Genomic DNA, 22,224 nt, shown 5'->3' on the forward strand with positions numbered 1-22,224 from the left:
TCGTAGGGACCCGAGCCCGTGCCGCAGTAATCGAGCGGCCGGCCGACGCGGCACCGCTACGACGCGATCCGCTCCGGCGCCCGCCAGGAACCCCCCGTGCGCGGGGCGGTGGCGTGCCTCCAGTGGGCGAGCGGGATGACGGGCGCCGGGGCGGAGTCCACCTCGGCCTTGCGGAAGAGGAGGGAGAGGACGACGGTCACCGCCGCGAGTTCCTCCGGGGTCGGTGAGCCTGAGACGACTTTCCACAGGGTCTCTTCGACGGACATCGGGTGTGACATCGGGGTCTCCTGTCGATCTCGAACGTGAGGCTGGGCGCGGATCTTTAGGGCCGGTAGGGCCGGTAGGGCCTGTAGGGCCGGTAGGACGTGCGGGGGCGGCCGGCCCCGGGGGATGTGGACCGGCCGCCCGGTTCGGGTGGGCCCGAAAGCTCAGGGAGCCGCCGGGCCCCGACGCGCGCGGCTCAGGACGCCACCGTCACCTTCGACGCCACCGCGGAGTCGTGCGCCTGCGCCGCCTCGGCCGCCTCCGCCGCCGCCCCCACCGGCCGCAGCCCGCTCGGGATCAGCATCGAGGCCACCGCCGCCGCCAGGACCACGGCCGCGCCGACCCACACCGCCGGGATCATGCCGTCGACGAAGTGCTGCGGGGTCTCGTAGCCGCCCTGGGCCGCGAAGACCGCCGCCAGCACGGCGACACCCAGCACGCCGCCGAGTTCGCGGCCCGCGTTGTTCACGCCGGACGCGATGCCCTCCTGGTCGCGGCGGACCGAGGAGAAGACCATGTTCACGACCGGGGCGTAGAACAGGGACATGCCGACGCCGAGGAAGGCGAACGGGGCCACGAGCGACCCGTAGCCGACCGTCGGGGTGGCGACCAGGGCGAACCAGCCGAGGCCGATCGACTGCAGGACGAAGCCGATCGCGAGGATGTTGCGGCCGCCGAGGCGGTCGGACAGGATGCCCGCGACCGGGGCGACGAGCATGGGCATCGCCGTCCAGGGGAGGGTCCGCAGGCCCGCTTCCAGCGGCGAGTAACCCTGGGCCGTCTGGAGGAACTGCGCGACCAGGAAGATCGCGCCGAACATGCCGAAGTACATCAGCACCGAGGCCAGGTTGGTCATCGAGAACGCCCGGCCGCGGAACAGGCCCAGCGGCATCATCGGGTGCTCGACGCGGTTCTCCCAGGCCAGGAAGGCGAGGATCAGCCCGCCGCCCACGACGAAGCCGGCCAGCACCTCGCCCGACGTCCAGCCGGTCGCGCCGCCCCGGACGAGACCGAGGACCACGCCGAACAGGCCGAGGCTGAGCAGGGCGGTGCCGGTCAGGTCGAGCTTGGTGCCGGCGCCCCGGCTTTCGGCCAGCCAGATCTTGGACAGGGGGATCAGGACCAGGCCCAGCGGGACGTTGATCCAGAAGATCCACTGCCAGGACGCGCCCTCGACGATCGCGCCGCCGACCACCGGGCCGAGCGCGATGGCCAGGCCGGCGACCGCGCCCCAGGCGCCCAGGGCCGCGCCGCGCTTGGCGGGCGGTACGGCGGCCGAGAGCAGGGTCAGCGTCAGCGGGACGACGATCGCGCCGCCGATGCCCTGGACGGCACGCGCGAGGATCAGCTGGTCGGCGGTCTCGGACATGGCGGCCCCGGCCGAGGCCAGGGTGAAGATCGCCGTACCGATCATGAACAGTCGGCGCCGGCCGAAGCGGTCGCCCAGTGCGGAGCCCGTCATCAGGAAGACGGCGAACGTGAGGGTGAACGCGTTGACCGTCCACTCCAGTTCGTCGAGCCCGGCGTTCAGGTCGTCACGGATCGCGGGCAGCGCGGTCGTGACGACGAGGTTGTCGAGGGAGGTGATGAACATCGCCACGGCGGCGATGACGAACGTACGGACGGGGTGGCCCTGTGTCTGGGCACTCATGGTTCGTCCTCTCACATGTCGCGCAGGAAATCCCTGGCTTGCCGGAGAATGCGGTTACGGGTGGGGCCGATGGAGCCGCGCGGCATGGCGAGAGCCGCGCTGATCGCGTCGTAGCTCATGGGGGGATCGCGGAGCAGCAACCCCAGCAGAGCCTGGTGCTGTGCCGGCAGGTGCCGGAAGGCCAGCCGGGCGAGATCGCCCTCCGCCCTGTTCAGGACGGTCTCTTCCGGGGTGGCCTGGTGCCCGGTCTCGTGGGTGAACTCCGAAAGGTCGTCGACGAGGTGGTACTTGACGCCGTTGCCCGACACCTTGAGCGCCTCACGGCGGGCCGTGGTGACGATCCAGGCGCCGAGCCTGGCCGGGTCGTTCAGCGCGCCGATGTTCTCGATGACGCGCAGCCAGGTGACCTGGCAGACGTCCTCGCAGTCGGCGGGCCGGAGCCCGTGCGAGCGGGCCACCGTCCAGACGACCGGTCGGTACCTCTTGATGAGGCGTCCCCAGGCCGCCTGGTCGCCCGCGCGGCACGCGTCCACCAATTGGGCGGGCGGTTCGGCCACGTGGGCCGTCCTCTGGGCCCGGACGGTCGTACCGGCCACGTCGATTCCTCCTTCGGACTCCCCGCGGGGACCTGTTGAACTCCCTTGTCCCATGGCCGGGTCGCAGGCCACTGGACCTGCGGTCGCCCGGAAGTGCACCGGGGGTAGCGGCCGGGCGGGTGGGAGCGAAACGGCGCGTATGGCCGGTATCCGCACGCCGGTCCGGGGCCTCTGTCGGGTGACGGTCGCCCCGCCCGTCCGGCTCGCCGGAGGTGGTGCGCGACGCACCGAGAGGGGAATCACGAATGATCACGGATGAGTACGCCCGGACCCTCGCGTCCGTCAACGACCGGATCCGGGACCTCAAGGACAGCGGCTTCTACACCTTCGAAATGCCCTTCACCGCCGCTCCCGGCGGCCGGTCGGAGATCGACCACCGCGAGGTCATCATGCTGACCAGCGGCAACTACCTCGGTCTGGCCGGACACCCGGAGATCAACAAGGCGGTCAAGGACGCCCTGGACACCTATGGCTCGGGTGCCTGCGGGGCCCGCCTGAACAACGGCACCACCGTGCTCCACCTGGAGCTGGAGGAGAAGCTCGCCGAGTGGATGGGCACCGAGGCGGCCATCACGTACAGCTCGGGCTACATGGCCAACCTCGGCACGATCTCCGCGCTCTGCGACAGCGACACGATCGTGATCACCGACCAGATCAACCACATGAGCATCCTCGACGGCTGCCGGCTGGCCGAGGGCAGCGTCAAGATCTTCTCGCACAACGACATGGAGAAGCTGGAGTACGTCCTCCAGCGCAACGCCGACGCCAAGAAGAAGTTCGTCGTCGTGGACGGCGTCTACTCGATGGACGGCGAGATCGCCCCGCTGACCGACATCCACCGCCTCACCGAGCAGTACGGCGCGATGCTCATGGTCGACGAGGCCCACGGCACCGGGTTCCTCGGCGACAACGGCCGGGGCGCCGGCGAGCACTTCGGCATCGTCCCCGACATCACCATGGGCACCTTCAGCAAGACCCTCGGCGGCGTGGGCGGATTCGTCACCGCGAGCCACGACATCGTCGAGTTCCTGCGCCACTCCGCGCACGCCTACATGTTCAACGCGAGCCTGCCCGCGCCGACCGTGGCCGGCGTCATCAAGGCCCTGGAGCTGATGCGCCGCGAGCCGTGGCGCACCGAGAGGCTCTGGGAGAACACCATGCGCTTCCGCTCCGGACTCATCCGCGCCGGCTTCGAGGTGCTGGGCAGTGTCACGCCCGTCATCCCGATCCTCATCGGCGACGACGAGACCGCGCTGCGCATGTCCAGGGAACTGGTGGACGACGGCCTCTACATCTCCGGCGCCATTTTCCCGGCCGTGCCCAAGGGGCGCGCCCGCTTCCGGGCGACCGTCACCGCCGCCATGACCACCGAGGACGTGGACCGCGCCGTCGAACTCCTGGCGGACGCCGCCCGGCGGCACAACGTACTGGCCTGAGGGGACATACAGAAGTGACCATCACACAGACCGAAGTCCGCAGCGGGGAGAAGATCGCCGCCGCCAGCCGGCGAGCCCTTCAGGCCCAGGGCGTCTACCTCGGCACCACCGGCGTCGCGCTGCGCAGCGCCTTCCTGTTCCCCGGCCACGGGGCGCAGTACCCGGACATGTTCGCCGACCTCGCCGCCGAGAACCCGGTGGCCGCCGAGACGTTCGAGCGGATCGATGCGACCTACCGCGAGCTGGCCGGGCACACCCTGACCAGCCGCATGTTCAGCTCCGGCGGCAGCGATCCGGTCAAGGCGCTCCAGGACCCGGTGGTCATGCAGCCCGCGATCTTCGCCGGCAGCATGGTCGTGCACCGGCTGCTGGAGAGCCAGGGCATCACCGCCGAGACGCACATCGGGCACAGCCTGGGCGAGATCAGCGCCCTCGTCGCGGCCGGGGCACTCTCCCTGGAGGACGGCGTGCGCGCGGTGTACGGGCGGGGCGTGGCCGTGAAGGTCATTCCCGAGGCCCGCCGCGGCGGCATGCTGAGCCTGCAGACGGACAGTGACCGCAGCCGCGAACAGCTGTCCCGGCTGCTGCTGTTGCTGCGCGGGGGCGGCAACGGCTACCTCGTGCGGAGCCTCGTCAACTCGCCCGACCAGACGGTCCTGTCCGGCGACTCGGACGCCATCGACAAGGCCGCCGGCCTGTGCCGCGAGCGCGGGATCAAGGCCACCCGGCTCAGGGTCTCCCACGGCTTCCACTCCGACCTGCTGGAGGAGGCCGTCCCGCACCTGGAGCGCACGCTCGCCGCGCTCGACTGGCACGCCCCCAGGATCCCCGTGCTCTCCACGGTGATCGGCGACTACTACACCGAGCAGGACGTGGCGGACCTGCCCCTGCTGCTCGCCCGCCAGCTGGTCACGCCGTTCAGCTTCCAGCAGCTGATCGGCCGGATGCGCGCGGACGGCGTGAACAGTTTCGTCGAGGTCGGCCCCAAGTCGATCCTGTCCGGGCTCACCGAGCGGATCCTCGCCGACTCCGACCAGGAGGCGCTGGTCACCCCGACCAACATCCAGTCGCTGGGCGCGGTGGAGAGCATGCGCCGCTTCACCGCCTTCGCGGAGGTGCACGGCCTGCCCCGCGGCGAGCCGGAGCAGCCGAGCGCCTCGCGGGAACCGGCCGGGGAGAGCGCCGCGCCGACCAGCGCCCAGCTGCGCGAGGACCTCCTCAAGGCCGCCGCCCGCTACACCGGTTATCCGGTACGGCTCCTCGACCCGGCCCAGCTGATGGGCGCGGGCCTCGGGCTGAGCACCCGGGTCCGTGAAGAGCTGGCGACCGCGCTCGCCGCGCACCTGGGCCTCGCGGACACCACCGTCTCCACCGCGTCGGACGCGCCGCTCGGCCACCTGCTCGACCAGCTCGTCGACGCCGCCCGCGGCACGGCCGCCCCCGCCGCGACGGCACGGGAGACCGCCGCGGGTCCCGAGCCCGCCGCGGTCCCGGTGTCCGCGGAGCCCGTCGAGGCCACGGCGGCGGAGCGGGCCGAGGCGGAGCGGGTGGTGTGGGAGGTGGCGGAGGCCAAGACGGGGTATCCCGCGGATCTGTTGGAGGCGGATCTGGATCTGGAGGCGGATCTGGGGATCGACTCGGTCAAGCAGGCGGAGATTCTCGGTGAGGTGCGGGAGGTGCTGGGGCTGCCGGTGGTGGAGGACATCGACTCGGCGTCCCTGAACACCCTCAGCCGGATAGCGGAGTTCGTGGCGGACCTGCGGGCGTCGTCCCGGCCCGCGCCGCGGAACGCCGTACCGGAGGCATCCGCCCCCGACGTGTCCGCCCCCGACGTGTCCGCCTCCGACGCATCCGCCTCCGACATGTCTGCCTCCGACACGTCCGCCTCCGACGCGACCACCGCGCAGGGGCCCGTCGAGGCCACGGCGGCGGAGCGGGCCGAGGCGGAGCGGGTGGTGTGGGAGGTGGCGGAGGCCAAGACGGGGTATCCCGCGGATCTGTTGGAGGCGGATCTGGATCTGGAGGCGGATCTGGGGATCGACTCGGTGAAGCAGGCGGAGATTCTCGGTGAGGTGCGGGAGGTGCTGGGGCTGCCGGTGGTGGAGGACATCGACTCGGCGTCCCTGAACACCCTCAGCCGGATAGCGGAGTTCGTCGCCGGCCTGCAGGCGGCCACCGGGCGCGGTCCGCGCGGCGGCGGCCCCTCGGACACCGGTGGTGGCGACGGCTCCGACGACAGTCACCCACGCGAGGCGGCACCCGCCCGGCCGGTGCTGCCGCCTGTCCTGGAGCGCACGCTCGACCGCATCGCCGGACGGTACGTCCCCCTCGCGGTCGAGAGCCCTCTCGACCACCCCGGCGCGCGGCCGTTCTCCCTGGACGGCAAGGCGGTCGTGGTGATCACCGGACAGGACACGGCCCTCGCCCGTGAGGTGCTCCCGCGCCTCACCGAGCGCGGCGCCCGGCCCTACGTCGTCGCACCGGGCCAGGCGGCCGTCCCGGACGACTGGCCCACGGCCCGCGCCGACTTCACCGACCCCGACTCCCTGGCCCGTGCGCTGGCAACCGCCCGCGCCGACGGGGAGGTCCAGGTCGTCGTTAATCTCCATCCCTACGGCAGCGGCCCCGACCCGGTCGCCGCGACCACCTCCTTCGACCGGCCGGCCGCCGACTGGAGCGCCGCGTCCGACCAGCACTTCACGGTCAACCTGCTCGCCGCCAAGGCGTACTTCGCCGACCTCACCCGGGCCGGCCGGGACGGCGGCTACTTCGCGGCCACCGCGGTCGGCGGGGTGTTCGGCCTGGAGTCCGACGGCGCGCTGGACCCGCTGGGCGGCCTCACCGCGGGCTTCGCCAAGAGCCTCGACCTCGAACTGGCGGACACCCGCGTCAAGGTCGTCGACTTCACCGAGGGCGGCGCGGCCGGCGCGGCCGACGCCCTCCTCGCGGAGATCACCACCCACGCGGAACGCACCGTCGAGGTCGGCTACCTGCGCGGGCTGCGCAAGACCGTCCAGGTGGTCCCGCACGAGATCACCGCGGACGAACGGCAGCAGCCGCTGACGCTCGACCCGGGCAGCGTCGTCGTCTTCTCCGGAGGCTCGCGCGGCATCACGTACGAGTGCGCCAAGGAGCTCGCGCGGCTGGAGGGCGTGCGGGTCGTCATCCTCGGCCGCACCCGCCCGGCCCAGGGCACCGAGGACTGGATGGCGCTGGACGACGAGGCCTTCGCCGCGCTCGGCAAGGGCTGGTTCCCGCAGGCCAAGAAGGAGAACCCGGCCATCACCCCGGTCGAGGCCAAGAAGCAGTTCGCGGCCCTCGCCCACTCCCGCGAGCTGTACCGGAACATCGAGGAACTGCGGGCCGTCAACCCGCTGTCCGTCTACGAGGTCTGTGACGTCTCCGACGGCGGCCAGGTCAGCGCGGCCGTCGACGCCGTACGCCGGCGGTACGGGCGGATCGACGGTGTCGTGCACGCCGCCGGCCTGGAGTCGGTCGCCACCGTGCCGAAGAAGTCCCTGGACCACGCCCGGCACGTGGTCCGGGTGAAGGCCGACGGCTCCCACCACCTGTGGCACGCCGTCAAGCACGACGACCTGAAGTTCTTCGGCTTCTTCGGCTCCTTCCTCGGCCGCTTCGGCATGGACGGCCAGGTCGACTACACCGCCGGCGCCGACCTCGTCTCCAAGCTGTCCGCGCTGCTGGCCCGCAGAAACCCCGGCACCCGTGTCTTCACCCTGTGCTGGACCGGCTGGGCCGACGTCGGCATGGCCGCCACCGAGGCCGTGCGGCGGATCCAGGAGGAGGTGCGCGGGCTGCGCTACCTGGGCGTCGAGGAAGGCGTGCAGCACTTCGCCCGGGAGGTCTTCCAGGGCGGCGACGACCCCGAGGTGCTGGTCTTCGGCGAGATCGGCACGAACAGCTACGGCGGCCAGGACGCGTCGATGAACGACACGCGCACCGGTGTCGCCGTCCCCGTCGGCCCCGACGGCGCCGTAAGGGACCGGATCGCGCTGCCCCTGCTGGACCGGGTCCTGGAGGTCACCGGCACCCGGGTGCGGGCCGTCAAACGGCTCGATCCGCGCACCGACCGCTACCTCGACGACCACCGGGTCAAGGGCGCGGGCACCTTCCCCGGAGTGCTGCACATCGAGGGCCAGGTGCAGGCGTCCGGGCTGCTCGTGCCGGGACACACGGTCGTCGCGGCGGAGCACGTCGAGTTCCTGAAGTTCGTCAAGCACCTGCCGAACTTCCCGCTCGACCTGCGCTTCGAGGCCGAGGCCGACGAGGAGCACGACGACGGGACACGCCGCGTCCGCGCGGAGATCCGCTCCGACCTGGTCACCGCCGACGGCCGGGTCCTGGAGGCCGACCGGGTGCACTCGCGCGGCACGTACGTCTTCGCCCGCCGGCCCGGAAACCCGCCCGCCCCCGACCCGGAACTCGCCGAACTCGTCGCCAAGTCCACCGAGCTGGACATCGACCGGTTCTACGAGCGGGCCGCCCGGCAGATCACCTTCGGCCCCCGGTTCCGCCAGGTCCGGCGCATCGGGTTCGTCGGGGACATCGAGGAGGGCCGGATGGTGAGCGAGATCGTGGTCGACGCCGGCCGCGGCCTGTTCTCCACCACCGCGACACCGCGGCTGCGGACCCTGCCCATCGTCATCGACAACGCCTGGCGCTCCACCCTGCTGTGGGCGTACCACCAACTCGGCAGCCATGTCGTGCCGGTGTCCATCGCGGCGATGCGCTTCCACCGCGTCCCGCTGCCGGGCGAGACCGTACACACCGACTCGACCGTCGTACCCGTCGGACCGGACCAGGGAGGAAAACCCGGAGACCTGCGGATCAGCACCAGGATCGCCGACACCGCGGGCATCACCCTCTGCGAGATCCAGGATCTCGTCGTGACACAGGTGGGGCGTGATGAGGGCGATACACGTCTCCTGGACTGAGAGCGCCCTGCCGGGCAGCGGAGCCCCGCTGCCCGGGGGCGGCGCCGTGACCATCGAGTGGCTCCCCATCGACCAGGTCCGCGGGGACTACGCGGCGGCCCCCGCGGCCTACCGGGCGCACTACCTGGCCCCGGCCGAACTCCCGGTCCTCACCCGCATCACCGTACCGAAACGGCGGATGGAGTGGCTGGCCGGACGGGTCGCGGCCAAGCGCCTGGTGTGCCTGGCCCTGGAACGGGCCGGACTGCCCGTCACCCCCAGCGAACTCGCCGTCCTCGGCAACAAGCCGGGCGGCCGGGCGGGCAAGCCCGAACTGTCCTCCCGCGTCCCCGGGCTGGCCGGCTCCGTCGGCCGGCACGTCACCGACATCTCGCTCGCGCACACCCTCCGGTTCGCGGTGTGCGCCCTGGCCCACGGCGGCCGGGTCGGCGTCGACGTGGAGCCGCTGCGCAGCTTCAGCCCCGCGCTGCGGCGCACCGTCTTCACCGACGCCGAGGTCGACCTCGCGGAGACCGCGTTCCAGGCCTTCGACTCCGGCCACCGCGGCACCGCGCTGTGGGTGGTCAAGGAAGCACTGCTCAAGGCGTACGGCATCGGCTTCGCGTACGGCTGGGGAACCGCCCGGCTGCGCGCGGCCGGCACCGCCGCCGGAGTGTTCGACATCACCCTCCCCGCGGGGGCCGATCCGGGGCACCGGGTCGCCGTCCGCTACGGCCGGGTCACCGACCACGTCTTCGCCATCGCCTCCGTGGCCTCCCGGCCGCCGGACGGCCACCAGCAGAAAGGGCAGCTCCGTGCCTGGGACTGAGACAGAGGGCTTCGAAGGGTTCGACCCGATCGCCGTCGTGGGATACGGCTGCGTCTTCCCACCCGACTCGTACGACGCCGGCACGTTCTGGCGGAACATCCTGGGCGGCCGTATCGGCATCGGCTCACCGCCCGAACACCGCTGGGACTGGCGGAACTACCACGACGAGGACAAGGGCGTCGTCGACAAGACGTACTGCCGCTGGGGCGGCTTCCTCGACGACTACGCCGGGCCCACCGGCCTGGAACAGCTCACCCGGATCGGCCAGGAGGCCGTGTCCGAGCTGAACCGCACCCAGCTGATGGTGCTGGACACCGTCCTGCAGACCCTGCGGATGTCCGGGTACAGCCCGAGCCGGCTGTCCACCACCGACACCGCGCTGTTCGTCGGCAACATGCTCGGCGACGAACAGGTGATGGAGTCCTCGCTGAGCTTCCGGGCCACCGAGGTCCTGCACCACCTGCGCAACAGCGAGGCGTTCCAGGACCTGGAGCCCGGGCAGCGGGCGGCCCTGGAGAGCGGCTTCCCGGCCGCCGTGAAGAACCGGCTCTACGACGCCGACTCCGGGCCCGCCGCCCACGTCTTCCAGGTCAGCGTCGCCAAGGCAGTCGCCCGGGTGATCGGGCTGCCCGGCCCGGCGGCGATCGGCGACGCGGCCTGCGCCTCCGGTCTGACCGTGATCGACACCGCCGTCAAGTACCTCCAGGACGGCAGCCACGACATGGTCCTGGCGACCGGTGTGCAGGGCAACATGAACATCACCGGCAACGTCTGCTTCGCCAAGATCGGCGGCCTGTCCGCGACCCGCTCCACCCCGCTCGACGAGGGCGCCAGCGGCCTGATCAACGGCGAGGGCTCCGGCACCGTGCTGCTGAAGCGGCTCAGCGACGCGGTGCGCGACGGTGACACCATCGCCGGCGTGATCCGCGGCGTCGCCACCCGCTGCGACGGCAAGGGCAAGGCGATCTACGCGCCGTCCTCACGCGGGCAGGTCGCCGCGATGCGCCGCGCCCTCGAACTCGCCGACGCGGGGCCGGGGGAGCTCGACTACATCGAGACCCACGCCACCGCCACCTCCACCGGCGACCTGGTCGAGGTCAGCTCCCTCCAGCAGCTGTACGAGGGCAGCGGGGCGGCGCCCGGCTCCATCCGGCTCGGCTCGGTCAAGGCCCAGATCGGGCACACCTTCTCGGCCGCCGGCATGGCCAACCTGCTGAAGATCCTGCTCTCCTTCCAGCACGAGACCGTGCCGCCCACCCACGCCTTCACCCGCGCTCCGGAGGCGATGCGGCTGGACGGTTCGCCGTTCCGGGTGCCGGTCGCCGCCGAGCCGTGGCAGGCGCCCGAGGAGTGCCGGCCGCGCCGGGCGCTGACCAACGCGTTCGGGTTCGGCGGCGTCAACACCAGCGTCATCGTGGAGCAGTACGACCCCGTGCACCACGCGGACGCCGCCCTGGAACAGCAGGGCCACACCGACAGCAGCCGCAGCACGGCCAACGCCCCGCTCGCGGTGCTCGGCATCGGCTGCGTGGCCCCGTTCTCCCGGGACACCGCGGGCCTGGTCGCCGACCGGGCGCCGGACGCCGGGGTGACCGGCTTCCCCGAGGGCCGCTGGCATCCGGACGCCGCCGAGATCTACGACCCCGAGGGCACCTGGCGCGGCGGGGTCGTCACCGACCTCGACTTCCCCTGGAAGACGTACCGCATCCCGCCCAGCGTCCTGGAGGACCTCGACCGGGCGCAGCTGCTGTCGGTGATGGCGGCCGGACAGGCCCTGGAGGAGTACGGGGCGGCCATGGCCGACCGGGTCAACGCGGGCGTGTTCGTCGGCGCGACCTGCGGTCTGGAATCGGGTCTGACCCGCAACTTCCGCATCCGGCTGGTGGAGTTCGAGCGGGCCCTGGAGGACGTACCCGAGTACCGGGCGCTCGACGAGGACACCCGCGAGGCGCTGGTGGAGAGCTACACCCGCGAGGTGCACCGCTACGTCCCGCTCACCCGGGAGAACGCGCTGCCCGGCTACATGGACAACATCACCGCGGGCCGCATCCAGAACATCTTCGACCTGCGCGGGCCCGGCGTCGTCATCGACGACGACCTGTGCTCCTTCGGTACCGCCCTCGGGCTCGCCAAGCGCAACCTGGAACAGGGGGAGTGCGACGTCGCCCTCGTCGGCGGCGTGCACGCCAACCTCACCCCCGAGTTCACCCACCTGTTCGAGCGCCGGCTGAAGGAGGCCGGTCACGGCGTCGACGGCCTGACGCCCGCCGAGGGCGCCGCCTTCATGGTGGTCAAGCCGCTCGACAAGGTCACCGAGGACGAGAGGATCCTCGCCGTGATCGACGGGGTGGGCTGCGCCGACGCCGACATCCCGGTGGCCCGGCCCGGCGTCCCGTTCTTCTACGGCGCCGACGGCGCGATCCGCTGCGTCGAGGTGATCGCCCGGATGCGCGCCGAGCGGGAGAGCGAGCAGGCCGCCCGGCTTGACCTGGTCCGCGTCAAGCTCCCGCAGATCGAGAGCGGCTGGGGCTACTCGCTGCGCGTCCGCCGGGACGACTCCGTCGTGGACGACGACGAACCCGCCGTCCCCGGAGCGCGGGAGCAGCCGCCGCAGCCCGCCGTCGCCTCGCCCGACGACCCCGGCACCGGCTTCCTCACCGCCGCCACCTACGAGCAACTGCTCGCCCAGCTGGAGCAGTTGGCGCGCGGCGAGCTGGTCCCGCTCGACCGCATCGACTCCCCGGCCACCCCGGGCGGATACCGGCTCGGGTTCAGCTACGCGTCGTGGGTCGACCTCGCGCGCAAGGCCCAGCTGACCCTGCGTCTGCTCCGTCCCGACAGCTCCGCCGCCCCGTCCACCCACCCCACCGTCACGAGGTGACTTATCCCATGGCGACCACCGTCGAACCGATCCGCTCCGAGGACTCCGGGGAGCGCATCGCCCGGCCCGTCCACCCCTGGCTGCGCGGCCTGTTCTTCTGGCCGGTGCTGATCCACTGCGCGCTCAGCTTCGTCCCGCTGTACTTCCTCAGCTCCCGCACCGGCGACTTCTTCGCCTGGGAGACCGGCTCCTCGCTGAGCGCCGCAGCGCTGGGCGCCGGCTACGCCGGGGCCTGCACGATGTTCCTGCTGACCCTGCGGGAGAAGGACTGGACGAGCGCCCGTGGCACCGTCTTCGCCCCGATCACGCTGCTGCTGTCCGCGCTGATCCTCGCCGGGGTCCACGCCGACCAGTTCCACTTCACCGAGGGGCCGGCCCCGGCCCGTGCCTTCGCCTGGCTGTGGCTGGCGTCCCTGGCGGTGTTCCAGGTCACCTGCTTCCTCGTCTACAAGGTCCACAACACCGGCCCCAAGGTCGCCGACCCGCGCGGCCCCGCCCCGATGCGGGCCGACGTCTCCATCCCGACGGCCATCATGGGCGCCGTGCTGTGGGGGCTCGCCTTCGCCCTGTGGATCGCCCCGGAGGCGGTCGGCGACGCCTGGGCCTGGCAGCTGGAGCCGCTGGACGCCCGGATGCTCGGCGCCTGGTTCTTCGCCTTCGGCGCCGGCGCCTGGCAGGCCCTGTGGGAGCACGACCTGCACCGCATGCGGGCCGGCTTCCTCACCGACGTCACGCTCAGCGTCCTGTCGCTGGCCGCGCTCGGCCTGTACGCCGACGACGTCCGCTGGGGCAACACCCTCACCTGGGTCTACATCGTCGTGCTGATCGGCCTGCTGGTGGCCGGTCTCACGGGCCGCTACATGGCGCTGCCGGAGGCGCTTGAGGCGGAGCGGAAGGCGCGTGAGGAGGAGCCCGCACGCGCCTGACGACCCGGCCGCCGGGGCCCGGAGCAGGCCCCGGCGGCCGACGCACCCACCTGCACACCAGTACGCCAGTACGCCAGCACGCCAGTACGCCCGCACCGCTTGATGACCGTAGGACCGCACGGACCAGGGAGGTCGGCCATGCTCAAGCAGAACAGGCACGCCGTACGAGGCTTACCGGCGGCCGTCGAGGGCCTGGAGCACGTCCCCGCGCGGGGGCCGCTCGTGGTGCTGGCCGGAGGAGACGGGCAACGCCCCCTGGACACCGTGCTGTTCGCGGTGCGCGGCACGCCCGCCCGCCGGCTCGACGGCCCCGACGCGCTGCGCGCCCTCGCCCACGACCAGGCCGTGCTGGTCCGGGGGGTGGAGGCCGCCGTGTCGGCGGGGGACCGGGCCTCGGCGCCCGTCCTGCCCGTCGCGCTGTGGCCGGACGGCCGCCGCACCCGGATCGCGGTCGGGCCCGTGCTGCCCCAGGACACCGTCGAGTACTCCGCCCGGGACCGCGTCCGGGCCGGGCACGCGGCCCTCACCACCCTCGTGGAGCGGGCCAGGAACCCCGAGTGGTCCGCCGGACCCTGCTCGGCGCGCGCCGCCGCCGGCCACCTCGACCGGGTCTTCGAGGCACTGCTCAGCCGCACCGACCCGCTGCCCGACAGCACCCTGTACGCGCAGGCCGCGCTGCTGCTCGGCCTCGGGCGGCTCGGCGACCCGCACAACATCGACCTGCGGGTCGGACGGCTGCGGCTGACCGCGCTGCGCAACGAGAGCCGTCCGCTGCCCGTCAAGGCCGCCGCGCTGTGGCGGCTGCGGGCCGGCGCCGAGGAGGCGCTGCGCCGGCAACCCGACCACCTCATGGCCAACTACCTGCTGGGCCGCTGGCACCTGTCCGCGCCCGGCCTGCTGGGCGGCCGCCGCGACCTCGCCGTCGCCCACCTGGAGGCCGCCGACCGGCTCGGCCGGGGCGACACCCGCTACGTCCTCGGTCACGCCGAGGCCCTGCTGGCCGCCGACCGGCCCACCGCCGCGCTGTCCGCCCTGGAACGCGTCATCGAGGCCCCCGCCGACCACCCGCGCACCCAGCGGCGCCGCCAGTCCGCGATCCGGCTGAGCCGCGCCCTGCACCAGGAACAAGCCCCGGGCCGCAGCGTCGCCCCCGGGGCCCGAGGGAAGGGATGACCCGTCGTATGGATCCGCACAAGGGAAGTTTCAAGATCAACGACACACTGTCCACGTCGTTCCGGCACTGGGTCGCCAGGAATCACGTGGACGCGGTGGAGGGTCTCGGCCACATCCCCGCCGAGGGGCCGTTCATCGTGGTCTCCAACCATCTGAGCTTCTTCGACCACTACCTGCTGGAGACCGTCCTGCACGCCGCCCGCGGCGAACACGTCTACTTCCCGGCCAAGGCCGCGAACTTCCACCACCCCCTCAAGCGGCTGGTCCGGCTCAGCGTGGGCTGCATCCCGCTCGACAGCGACAGGCCCGACCGCAACGCCCTGGCCGCCATGGCGGAGGTCCTCGACGGCGGCGACGTGCTGTGCATGTACCCGGAGGGCACCCGCTGGACCGGCGGCGGCCTGGCCCCGTTCCACGACGGCCCCTTCTACTTCGCCGTCCGCACCGGCGTCCCCGTCGTCCCGGTGATGATCCACGGCGCCGACCGGATCCTGCCCAAGGGCGAGGTGGTGCCCCGCCGCGCCACCGCTCGCCTGGTGTTCGGCGCCCGGCTGACCAACGCGCCCGGCGGCCGCACCCGCAGCGCCCGGATCGCCGACCTGCGCGGCCGGGCCCGCTCCCGGATGGAACTGCTCGGCGAGCGGGCCCGCCGTACCTACGGCCGCCCCGACGAGGACAGCGCCCGCCTCATCCGGCGCCGGGCCGACGAGATCGCCGTCGCGGCCTGCGTCCGCGGGCAGGGCCTCGACCGCGTCGATCGGCGCCGGATCGCCGTCCTGCACAGCCTCGCCCGGGCCACGGCCACCCCGCGGCCCGAGCCGGCCGCCGACGTCACCGCCCCCGCACCCGCCCCCGCACCCGCCCCCGCCCGAGCGACGGGCTGATCCGGCCCGAGGAACGAGGAGACATGCGCAAGAACATCCTGATCACCGGGGCCAGTTCGGGTCTCGGCCGCGGCATGGCCCGCCAACTCGCCGCCCGGGGACGGAACCTGGCCCTGTGTGCCCGCCGCGCGGACAGACTGGAGGAGGTGCGCGAGGAACTCGTCCGCGCCCACCCGGGCATCCGGGTCACCGTCCGGCAGCTCGACGTCCGCGACTACGAGGCCACCGCCGCCGCCTTCCGCTCGGTGCGGCGGGAGTTCGGCAGCCTGGACCGGATCGTCGTCAACGCCGGACTCGGCGCGGGCGCCTCCGTCGGCACCGGGCAGTTCGAGGTCAACCGGGCCACCGCCGAGACCAACTTCCTCGCCGGGCTGGCCCAGTGCGAGGCCGCCATGGAGACCTTCCGCGACCAGGGCGCCGGCCACCTCGTGGTGGTGTCCTCGGTCAGCGCGGCCCGCGGCCTGCCCCGGCACCTGACGGCGTACGCCGCCTCGAAGGCCGGCCTCGCCACCCTCGCCGACGGCATCCGCGCCGACGTCCACGGCACCCAGCTGAAGGTCACCGCGCTGTTCCCCGGCTACATCCGCACCGAGATGAACGAAGGCATGGAGAAGACCCCGTTCATCATGGACACCGACAAGGGCTGCGAACTCCTCGTCCGTGCCATGGAACGCGAACCGGCCAAGGCGTTCGTGCCGGCCTGGCCGTGGGCCCCGGCCGGCGCGGTCATGCGCCATCTGCCGCTCGCCCTCGTCGCGAAGTCGGTGTGAGCCATGACGCCCGCGCCCGTCCTCGCCACCGAACGCCACGGCTCCGCCCTGGTCGTCTTCGAGGGCAGCCGCCGCCTGCTGTGGAGCAGGCCCGAGCCCGGCCGCTGGCGTCCGGTGGGCATCTGGCCCGGCGCCGACGAGGCCGCGGCGCTCGCCGCCCGCCTCGCCGCCCGGCGCAACGTCCTGGTCGTCCTCGACGGGACCGACACCGTCAGCCTGCTCGCCGAGGAACTCGCCGCGGCACCCGCCTCCGTACGCCGGCTGGTGCCCGGCCCCGCCCCGTACCCCGACGAGCCCGTCGACGTCCGTATCCCGGTCCTCGACTGGCTGCCCGCACCACTGCGCCACGCCGGCACCGAATTCCTGCGCGCCGGTGCCGAGTCGGCGCGCAGGACCCCGGCCGCGCTGCTGCCCCCGCTGCTGACCGACGAGTCCGACCCGGCCCGGCCGCACCTGCGGTTCGCCCTGCGCACCCAGCGGCACGGCATCGGCGCGGGCCGGCTGGCGGAGGCCGTGAGCCACCTGTTCGCGCCGGCGTCCCGGCCGCAGTACGTGTGACCCGGCCAGGGACACGGGTGAGGAACACGACGCATCGGGTACGAGGGCGGTGACCCCGCCGTCGTACCCGATGCGTCGTGCGCGCGCGTGCGCCGCGTCAGCCGCGCTGCGGATCGGCGCTCGGACGCGCCTGGTCCTGCGCGGTCAGCCGCTTGTCCGCCTCGTCCCAGCTCGGCGGCAGCGTCGCGTCCTGCTTCCAGGAGGTGAACAGCGACTCGCGCATGGCCGGTTTCAGCTTCGACATCACCGCCATGTGCGGATCGGTGCGGATGTACGTCTGGAGCGCCTCGCGGCTCTCCCAGGAGGACAGCGTCCAGAACGTCTTGCGCCACGGGTCGGCCCGCAGCGACACCCCCACGTTGCCGGGGGAGCGCTGGGCCTGCTTGTACACGCCCCCGGACAGGAGGAAGAAGCGCGGCACACGCAGCAGCGACTTCAGCTTCAACCGGGATGCCATGACGACGACTTGACCGCCTCCGGCCCCGGCCGCCGGCCCGTCGGACCAGGGGAGGGTGTGGCTCATCGGAACTCCTCGTTGAGTGGGGTGGTGCTACGGCGGAACGGGCCGAACGGACAGCGCACCGGACCTACCCATCCGGTGCGCCGCCCACCCGACCCGCCCCTACATCGGCGGGTTTCCGTGCTTACGGGCCGGAACCTCGGCGTGCTTCGCGCGGAGCATCCGCAGCGAGGTGATCAGCAGCCGCCGGGTGTCCCGGGGATCGATCACGTCGTCCACCAGGCCGCGTTCGGCCGCGTAGTACGGGTGCATCAGCTCGTCCTTGTAGGACGCGATCAGCCGGGCCCGCTCCGCCTCCGGATCGTCCGCGGCGGCTATCTCCCGCCGGAAGACGACGTTCGCGGCGCCCTCCGCGCCCATCACCGCGATCTCGTTGGTGGGCCACGCGAACGACAGGTCCGAGCCGATCGACCGGGAGTCCATCACGATGTAGGCCCCGCCGTACGCCTTGCGCAGGATCACCTGGATCCGCGGCACCGTGGCGTTGCAGTACGCGTACAGCAGCTTGGCGCCGTGCCGGATGATCCCGCCGTGCTCCTGGTCGACCCCGGGCAGGAAACCCGGCACGTCCAGCAGCGTCACCAGCGGGATGTTGAAGGCGTCGCAGGTCTGCACGAACCGCGCGGCCTTCTCCGAGGAGTGGATGTCCAGCACCCCCGCCTGCGCCTGCGGCTGGTTGCCGACGATGCCGACGACCTGCCCGCCGAGCCGGGCCAGCGTGCACACCACACTGCCGGCCCACGCGGCCTGCACCTCGAAGTGCTCGCCGTGGTCGGTGATCTCCTCGATCACCTTCCGGATGTCGTACGGACGCGCGGGGTCCTCGGGGACCAGGTCGAGCAGCGCCTCGCAGACCCGGTCGTCGGGGTCGTCGCCGGGTTCCAGCGGCGGCAGCTCGCGGTTGTTCTGCGGCAGCAGCGACAGCAGGTAGCGCACCTCTTCGAGACACGAGGGTTCGTCGTCGTAGACGAAGTGCGCCACGCCGGAGATCGACGCGTGGGTGTCGGCCCCGCCCAGCCCGTTCTGGGTGATCTCCTCGCCGGTCACCGCGCGGACCACGTCCGGGCCGGTGATGAACATCTGCGAGGTCTCCCGGACCATGAACACGTAGTCCGTCAGGGCGGGGGAGTAGGCCGCCCCGCCCGCGCACGGGCCGAGCATCACGCTGATCTGCGGGATGACCCCGGAGGAGCGGGTGTTGCGGCTGAAGATGCCGCCGTACCCGGCCAGCGCCGTCACCCCCTCCTGGATCCGGGCGCCCGCCCCGTCGTTGAGGCTGACCAGCGGGGCGCCGGCGGAGGCGGCGAGGTCCATCACCTTGTGGATCTTCTGGGCGTGCGCCTCGCCGAGCGCGCCGCCGAAGATGCGGAAGTCATGGGCGTAGACGAAGACGGTACGGCCGTGGACCGTGCCCCAGCCGGTGATCACACCGTCCGAGTACGGCCGCTTGGCCTCCAGGCCGAAGCCGGTGGCGCGGTGCCGGCGCAGGCCCTCGATCTCGGTGAACGAGCCCTCGTCCAGCAGCAGTTGGATGCGCTCGCGGGCGGTCAGCTTGCCGCGGGCGTGCTGCCGTTCGGTCGCCCGGGGATCGGGACCGGCCAGCGCCCGCTGCTTCACGTCCCGCAGCTCGGCCAGCCGTCCGCTGCCGTCGGTCAACTGGCCGGGCTCCACGGGGACGCCGGCCGCCCCCGGCTGGCCCGTGCCCGGGACACTCTCCTGGGACAGGACGGTCACTGGGGTCCCTTCCTCAACTGGTCGATCCAGGTCATCGCGAGGAAGACGTCCCCCTCGATGCGCAGCCGGTCCGTGGCGAAGGCGAGCGCGCCGGGCAGTTCCCCGAGCGCGAGCAGGGTCAGGTCGTCCTGGCTCACCGTCACGGTGGAGTTGGGCGGGAACGGGACCGCCCGGACGACCGCGGTGCCCTCGTCCGTGCAGGTCACATAGCGGGTCCGGGTACCGGTCGGGGTCCGCACGTCGAACCGGAACAGGCCGGGCCGGCCGGGCGGCCGGGCCCGTGCGCCCGCGCAGCACCACTCGAAGAGCTGGTCGAGAGACCGCTCAGCCTCGTGTCTCAGATCCGCGGCCACCATGGGTGTTCCCTCCTTCGCTGTCCTGGTTGCTGGAACTTTTGGCCCGACCATGCCGAAAGTGCCTGGCAGGCGGGTGGACCGTCGGTGGACCGGACACCGGTCGACAGGACGTGTGAATTCCTCACAGGGGGCCGGTGAGGCCGGCACTGTGCCCGGGTGCGGTGCGCCCCGCATGCTGAGTCTCGTCCGCACCGGGCACCATCCCTTCGAAGCAGGAGCTTCCCCATGACGCACATCAGTCAGGTCGTCACGCAGGAAAGCCGCTCCACGAGCACCCCGCAGCAGCATCAGGAGACGTTCCTGGCGTACAGCGCGCAGGACGAGTCCATGGACCTGGTCATCGAGGTGCTGACGGCACCGAACACCAGGCCCGCCCTCTTCACCCTCTGCTATGCGAGCAACTCCGCCTCATGAACAGAGCGTTGATCGGGTTCCGGCGCCACCTCCGCGCGGAGGTGGTGCCGGACGACGCGACCTACCTGATTTCCGAACACGGAATCACCGCCCTCAGGGCACCCCATCTGGAAGCGGTCGTCCCGCTCCTCGACGGCAGCCGTGACCTGCCCGCACTGCTGCGGGACAGCCCGGAACCACTGCCCGCCGAACGGCTCACCGCCCTTCTCGCCCAGCTCGCCGACGCCGGCTTCATCGAGTACCGGGAGCACCACTGCTCCGAGCCGGCCGACCACAGCGCCGAGGCCTACTGGGAACTCGCCGGCCTCGAAGGGCGCCGGACCCGGCTGAGGACCGCGTCCACCGGCGTGCACCTGCGCACCGTCGGTGACTTCGACGCCGCCCACGCCGTCCGCGCGCTCAGCGCCTCCGGGCTCACCGTCACGACGGAGGCCACGCCCGGCACCGCCCTCACCGTCGTCGTCTGCGACGACTACCTCGCACCCGAACTCGCCGCGATCGACGCCGAACACCGGGCGAGCGGCCGCCCGTGGCTGCTGGCCAAGCCCAGCGGCGCCACCATCTGGGTCGGCCCCGTCTTCCGGCCGGGCACCGGCGCCTGCTGGTCCTGCCTGGCCCATCCGGTCGGCCTGCACCGCGGCGTCGAGTCCCAGGTCGGCGCCGCCCTCGGCCGCACCGGCCCGGTGCCCGGCCCCGCCGCCGGCATCCCGTGCACCCTGGGCGCCGGCCTGCACCTCGCGGCGATCGAGGCCGCCAAATGGCTGGCCGGCCACCACTTCGGCCAGGACCGGGTGCTCACCTTCGACACCCTGACCCTGGGCTCCCGGCACCACACGGTGCGCCGCCGCCCGCAGTGCCCCGACTGCGGCGACCCCGGCCGCAGCGCCGAACGCGCCCTGGTGCCCGTCGTCCCGCGGTCCCGGCCCAAGGCACCGGGCGGCGGCGGAGGCCACCGCTCCCGTTCGGCGCAGCAGATGCTGGACACCTACGGCCACCTCGTCAGCCCGGTCACCGGTGTCGTCGCCGACATCACCCGGGTCGAGAGCGGCCCGGCGTTCCTCAACAGCTTCAGCTCCGGCCCGAACCCGGTCTCCGGCGCCGCCGGCCTCGCCGGACTGCTGGGCGGACTGCGCCAGGTCAACGGCGGCAAGGGCGTCACCGCCCTGGACGCCGAGGTCAGCGCGCTGTGTGAGGCCGTCGAACGCTACTCCGGCTGTCTGCACGGCGACGAATACCGGATCCGGGCCCGCTACCGCGACCTCCACGGCCTCGCCGTGCACCCGGACACCTGCCAGCTGTACGCCGAGGAGCAGTACGCCGGCCGCGAGGCGTGGAACGCCGCCCACTCCGGGTTCCACCACGTCCCCGAACGCTTCGACGAGGACGCCGAGGTCGACTGGACCCCCATCTGGTCGCTCACCGGACGGCGCCACCGGCTGCTGCCCACCGCCCTGCTGTACTTCGCCACCGCCGCCGAGCAGCGGGCCCCCGTCGCCGGCCGCCGGTTCGCGCACGCCGACTCCAACGGCAACGCCGCCGGCAGCAGCCTGGAGGACGCCGTCCTGCAAGGGTTCCTGGAACTCGTCGAGCGCGACGCCGTCGCCCTGTGGTGGTACAACCGCACCCCCCGGCCCGCACTCGACCTCCACACGGCGGCCGACCTGTGGACCGAGGAGCTGATCGAGGTGCACCGGGGGATGCGCCGCGAGGTGTGGGCGCTCGACCTCACCTCCGACTTCGGCATCCCGGTCTTCGCCGCGCTGTCCCGCCGTACCGACAAGGAGGCCGAGGACATCGTCTTCGGCTTCGGCGCGCACTTCGACGCGAGGATCGCCCTGCGCCGCGCGCTGACCGAGCTCAACCAGCTGCTCCCGGCGGCGGTCGACGCCCGGGACGACGGCAGCGGCTACACCCTGACCGACCCCGAACTGCTGCACTGGTGGCGGGGCGCGACCACCCGCAACCAGCCCTACCTGCGGCCCTCCCCGCAGGCCCCGAGCACCCTCGCCGACTTCGCCTTCCCCACGGGCGCCGATCTGCGGGACGACCTCACCACCGTGACCGAGGCGGTACGCGCACGCGGACTGGACCTGCTCGTCCTCGACCAGACCCGCCCCGACGTCGGCCTGCCCGTCGTCAAGGTCCTGGTCCCCGGACTGCGCTCGTTCTGGACCCGGTTCGCCCCCGGCAGGCTCTACGACGTCCCCGTCGCCCTGGGCCGGCTGCCGCACCCCCTCGCCCGCGCCGACCTGAACCCCGTGCCGCTGTTCGTGTGACCCTCCCCCCTCATCCCCTGGA

General features: G+C 72.7%; 17 protein-coding genes. 11 read left to right on the forward strand and 6 right to left on the reverse strand.

Features of this window, described 5'->3' with window-relative positions; all coding sequences use genetic code 11:
- Positions 1-56 precede the first annotated feature (56 nt).
- The 3 genes from ACWD0J_RS14830 to ACWD0J_RS14840 all read right to left on the reverse strand — a co-directional run bounded on the left by ACWD0J_RS14830 (position 57) and on the right by ACWD0J_RS14840 (position 2,511).
- The gene (locus ACWD0J_RS14830) at positions 57-278 is read right to left on the reverse strand and encodes an acyl-CoA carboxylase subunit epsilon (protein ID WP_451496185.1); all 222 of its coding nucleotides are present in this window, start codon (positions 276-278) and stop codon (positions 57-59) included.
- A gap of 182 nt (positions 279-460) precedes the next feature.
- Entirely contained in the window at positions 461-1,915 is a 1,455-nt protein-coding gene (locus tag ACWD0J_RS14835) for a DHA2 family efflux MFS transporter permease subunit (RefSeq protein ID WP_451496186.1), read from the reverse strand.
- An 11-nt stretch (positions 1,916-1,926) separates the two neighbouring features.
- Complete coding sequence (locus tag ACWD0J_RS14840) at positions 1,927-2,511, reverse strand: RNA polymerase sigma factor (protein ID WP_451496187.1); 585 nt, start codon at positions 2,509-2,511, stop codon at positions 1,927-1,929.
- Positions 2,512-2,756: 245 nt separating this feature from the next.
- Between ACWD0J_RS14840 and ACWD0J_RS14845 the strand changes: the two genes are divergently transcribed.
- The 9 genes from ACWD0J_RS14845 (at position 2,757) to ACWD0J_RS14885 (ending at position 16,902) form a co-directional block, all read left to right on the forward strand.
- Complete coding sequence (locus ACWD0J_RS14845) at positions 2,757-3,947, forward strand: aminotransferase class I/II-fold pyridoxal phosphate-dependent enzyme (protein ID WP_451496188.1); 1,191 nt, start codon at positions 2,757-2,759, stop codon at positions 3,945-3,947.
- A gap of 14 nt (positions 3,948-3,961) precedes the next feature.
- Positions 3,962-8,902, forward strand: a complete 4,941-nt coding sequence (locus ACWD0J_RS14850) for an SDR family NAD(P)-dependent oxidoreductase (RefSeq protein ID WP_451496189.1) — start codon at positions 3,962-3,964, stop codon at positions 8,900-8,902.
- Positions 8,874-9,710 (forward strand): 4'-phosphopantetheinyl transferase family protein, encoded by an 837-nt coding sequence (locus tag ACWD0J_RS14855; protein ID WP_451496190.1) that lies wholly within the window; start codon positions 8,874-8,876, stop codon positions 9,708-9,710. The genes ACWD0J_RS14850 and ACWD0J_RS14855 overlap by 29 nt, the downstream gene beginning before the upstream one ends.
- Entirely contained in the window at positions 9,697-12,591 is a 2,895-nt protein-coding gene (locus ACWD0J_RS14860; RefSeq protein WP_451496191.1) for a beta-ketoacyl synthase N-terminal-like domain-containing protein, read from the forward strand. Before ACWD0J_RS14855 ends, ACWD0J_RS14860 begins: the two co-directional genes overlap by 14 nt.
- An 8-nt stretch (positions 12,592-12,599) precedes the next feature.
- Positions 12,600-13,517, forward strand: coding sequence for a hypothetical protein (locus ACWD0J_RS14865; RefSeq protein ID WP_451496192.1), 918 nt, complete (start codon positions 12,600-12,602; stop codon positions 13,515-13,517).
- Positions 13,518-13,655: 138 nt separating this feature from the next.
- A complete protein-coding gene (locus ACWD0J_RS14870) occupies positions 13,656-14,690 on the forward strand; it encodes a hypothetical protein (protein WP_451496193.1) in 1,035 nt (344 codons plus the stop codon).
- Complete coding sequence (locus ACWD0J_RS14875; protein WP_451496194.1) at positions 14,687-15,574, forward strand: lysophospholipid acyltransferase family protein; 888 nt, start codon at positions 14,687-14,689, stop codon at positions 15,572-15,574. Before ACWD0J_RS14870 ends, ACWD0J_RS14875 begins: the two co-directional genes overlap by 4 nt.
- Before the next feature lie 23 nt (positions 15,575-15,597).
- Positions 15,598-16,344, forward strand: a complete 747-nt coding sequence (locus ACWD0J_RS14880; protein ID WP_451496195.1) for an SDR family oxidoreductase — start codon at positions 15,598-15,600, stop codon at positions 16,342-16,344.
- A gap of 3 nt (positions 16,345-16,347) precedes the next feature.
- Positions 16,348-16,902, forward strand: a complete 555-nt coding sequence (locus tag ACWD0J_RS14885) for a hypothetical protein (protein WP_451496196.1) — start codon at positions 16,348-16,350, stop codon at positions 16,900-16,902.
- A 97-nt stretch (positions 16,903-16,999) separates the two neighbouring features.
- Here ACWD0J_RS14885 and ACWD0J_RS14890 read toward each other — a convergent pair whose 3' ends face one another.
- The 3 genes from ACWD0J_RS14890 to ACWD0J_RS14900 all read right to left on the reverse strand — a co-directional run bounded on the left by ACWD0J_RS14890 (position 17,000) and on the right by ACWD0J_RS14900 (position 19,512).
- A complete protein-coding gene (locus ACWD0J_RS14890) occupies positions 17,000-17,425 on the reverse strand; it encodes a DUF3291 domain-containing protein (RefSeq protein ID WP_451496197.1) in 426 nt (141 codons plus the stop codon).
- 99 nt (positions 17,426-17,524) lie between these two features.
- A complete protein-coding gene (locus ACWD0J_RS14895; RefSeq protein WP_451496219.1) occupies positions 17,525-19,078 on the reverse strand; it encodes an acyl-CoA carboxylase subunit beta in 1,554 nt (517 codons plus the stop codon).
- Positions 19,079-19,152: 74 nt separating this feature from the next.
- Positions 19,153-19,512: an SCP2 sterol-binding domain-containing protein gene (locus tag ACWD0J_RS14900; RefSeq protein ID WP_451496198.1), complete on the reverse strand. Its 360-nt coding sequence runs from the start codon at positions 19,510-19,512 to the stop codon at positions 19,153-19,155.
- 225 nt (positions 19,513-19,737) lie between these two features.
- Here ACWD0J_RS14900 and ACWD0J_RS14905 point away from each other — a divergent pair, with 225 nt between their 5' ends.
- Together ACWD0J_RS14905 and ACWD0J_RS14910 are read left to right on the forward strand one after the other, a co-directional pair.
- The gene (locus tag ACWD0J_RS14905) at positions 19,738-19,926 is read left to right on the forward strand and encodes a hypothetical protein (RefSeq protein WP_451496199.1); all 189 of its coding nucleotides are present in this window, start codon (positions 19,738-19,740) and stop codon (positions 19,924-19,926) included.
- On the forward strand, positions 19,923-22,202 hold the full coding sequence (locus ACWD0J_RS14910) for a TOMM precursor leader peptide-binding protein (protein ID WP_451496200.1): 2,280 nt from the start codon (positions 19,923-19,925) through the stop codon (positions 22,200-22,202). Before ACWD0J_RS14905 ends, ACWD0J_RS14910 begins: the two co-directional genes overlap by 4 nt.
- The last annotated feature ends 22 nt before the right edge of the window (positions 22,203-22,224 follow it).

The sequence above is a fragment of the Streptomyces sp. NPDC003011 genome (genome assembly GCF_053591515.1).

Bases quoted from the DNA above. Each gene is read 5' to 3' on its own strand.
- ACWD0J_RS14830 (WP_451496185.1), bottom strand. From the start codon at position 278: ATGTCACACCCGATGTCCGTCGAAGAGACCCTGTGGAAAGTCGTCTCA.
- ACWD0J_RS14835 (WP_451496186.1), bottom strand. From the start codon at position 1,915: ATGAGTGCCCAGACACAGGGCCACCCCGTCCGTACGTTCGTCATCGCC.
- ACWD0J_RS14845 (WP_451496188.1), top strand. From the start codon at position 2,757: ATGATCACGGATGAGTACGCCCGGACCCTCGCGTCCGTCAACGACCGG.
- ACWD0J_RS14855 (WP_451496190.1), top strand. From the start codon at position 8,874: ATGAGGGCGATACACGTCTCCTGGACTGAGAGCGCCCTGCCGGGCAGC.
- ACWD0J_RS14865 (WP_451496192.1), top strand. From the start codon at position 12,600: ATGGCGACCACCGTCGAACCGATCCGCTCCGAGGACTCCGGGGAGCGC.
- ACWD0J_RS14870 (WP_451496193.1), top strand. From the start codon at position 13,656: ATGCTCAAGCAGAACAGGCACGCCGTACGAGGCTTACCGGCGGCCGTC.
- ACWD0J_RS14875 (WP_451496194.1), top strand. From the start codon at position 14,687: ATGACCCGTCGTATGGATCCGCACAAGGGAAGTTTCAAGATCAACGAC.
- ACWD0J_RS14880 (WP_451496195.1), top strand. From the start codon at position 15,598: ATGCGCAAGAACATCCTGATCACCGGGGCCAGTTCGGGTCTCGGCCGC.
- ACWD0J_RS14885 (WP_451496196.1), top strand. From the start codon at position 16,348: ATGACGCCCGCGCCCGTCCTCGCCACCGAACGCCACGGCTCCGCCCTG.
- ACWD0J_RS14890 (WP_451496197.1), bottom strand. From the start codon at position 17,425: ATGAGCCACACCCTCCCCTGGTCCGACGGGCCGGCGGCCGGGGCCGGA.
- ACWD0J_RS14900 (WP_451496198.1), bottom strand. From the start codon at position 19,512: ATGGTGGCCGCGGATCTGAGACACGAGGCTGAGCGGTCTCTCGACCAG.
- ACWD0J_RS14905 (WP_451496199.1), top strand. From the start codon at position 19,738: ATGACGCACATCAGTCAGGTCGTCACGCAGGAAAGCCGCTCCACGAGC.
- ACWD0J_RS14910 (WP_451496200.1), top strand. From the start codon at position 19,923: ATGAACAGAGCGTTGATCGGGTTCCGGCGCCACCTCCGCGCGGAGGTG.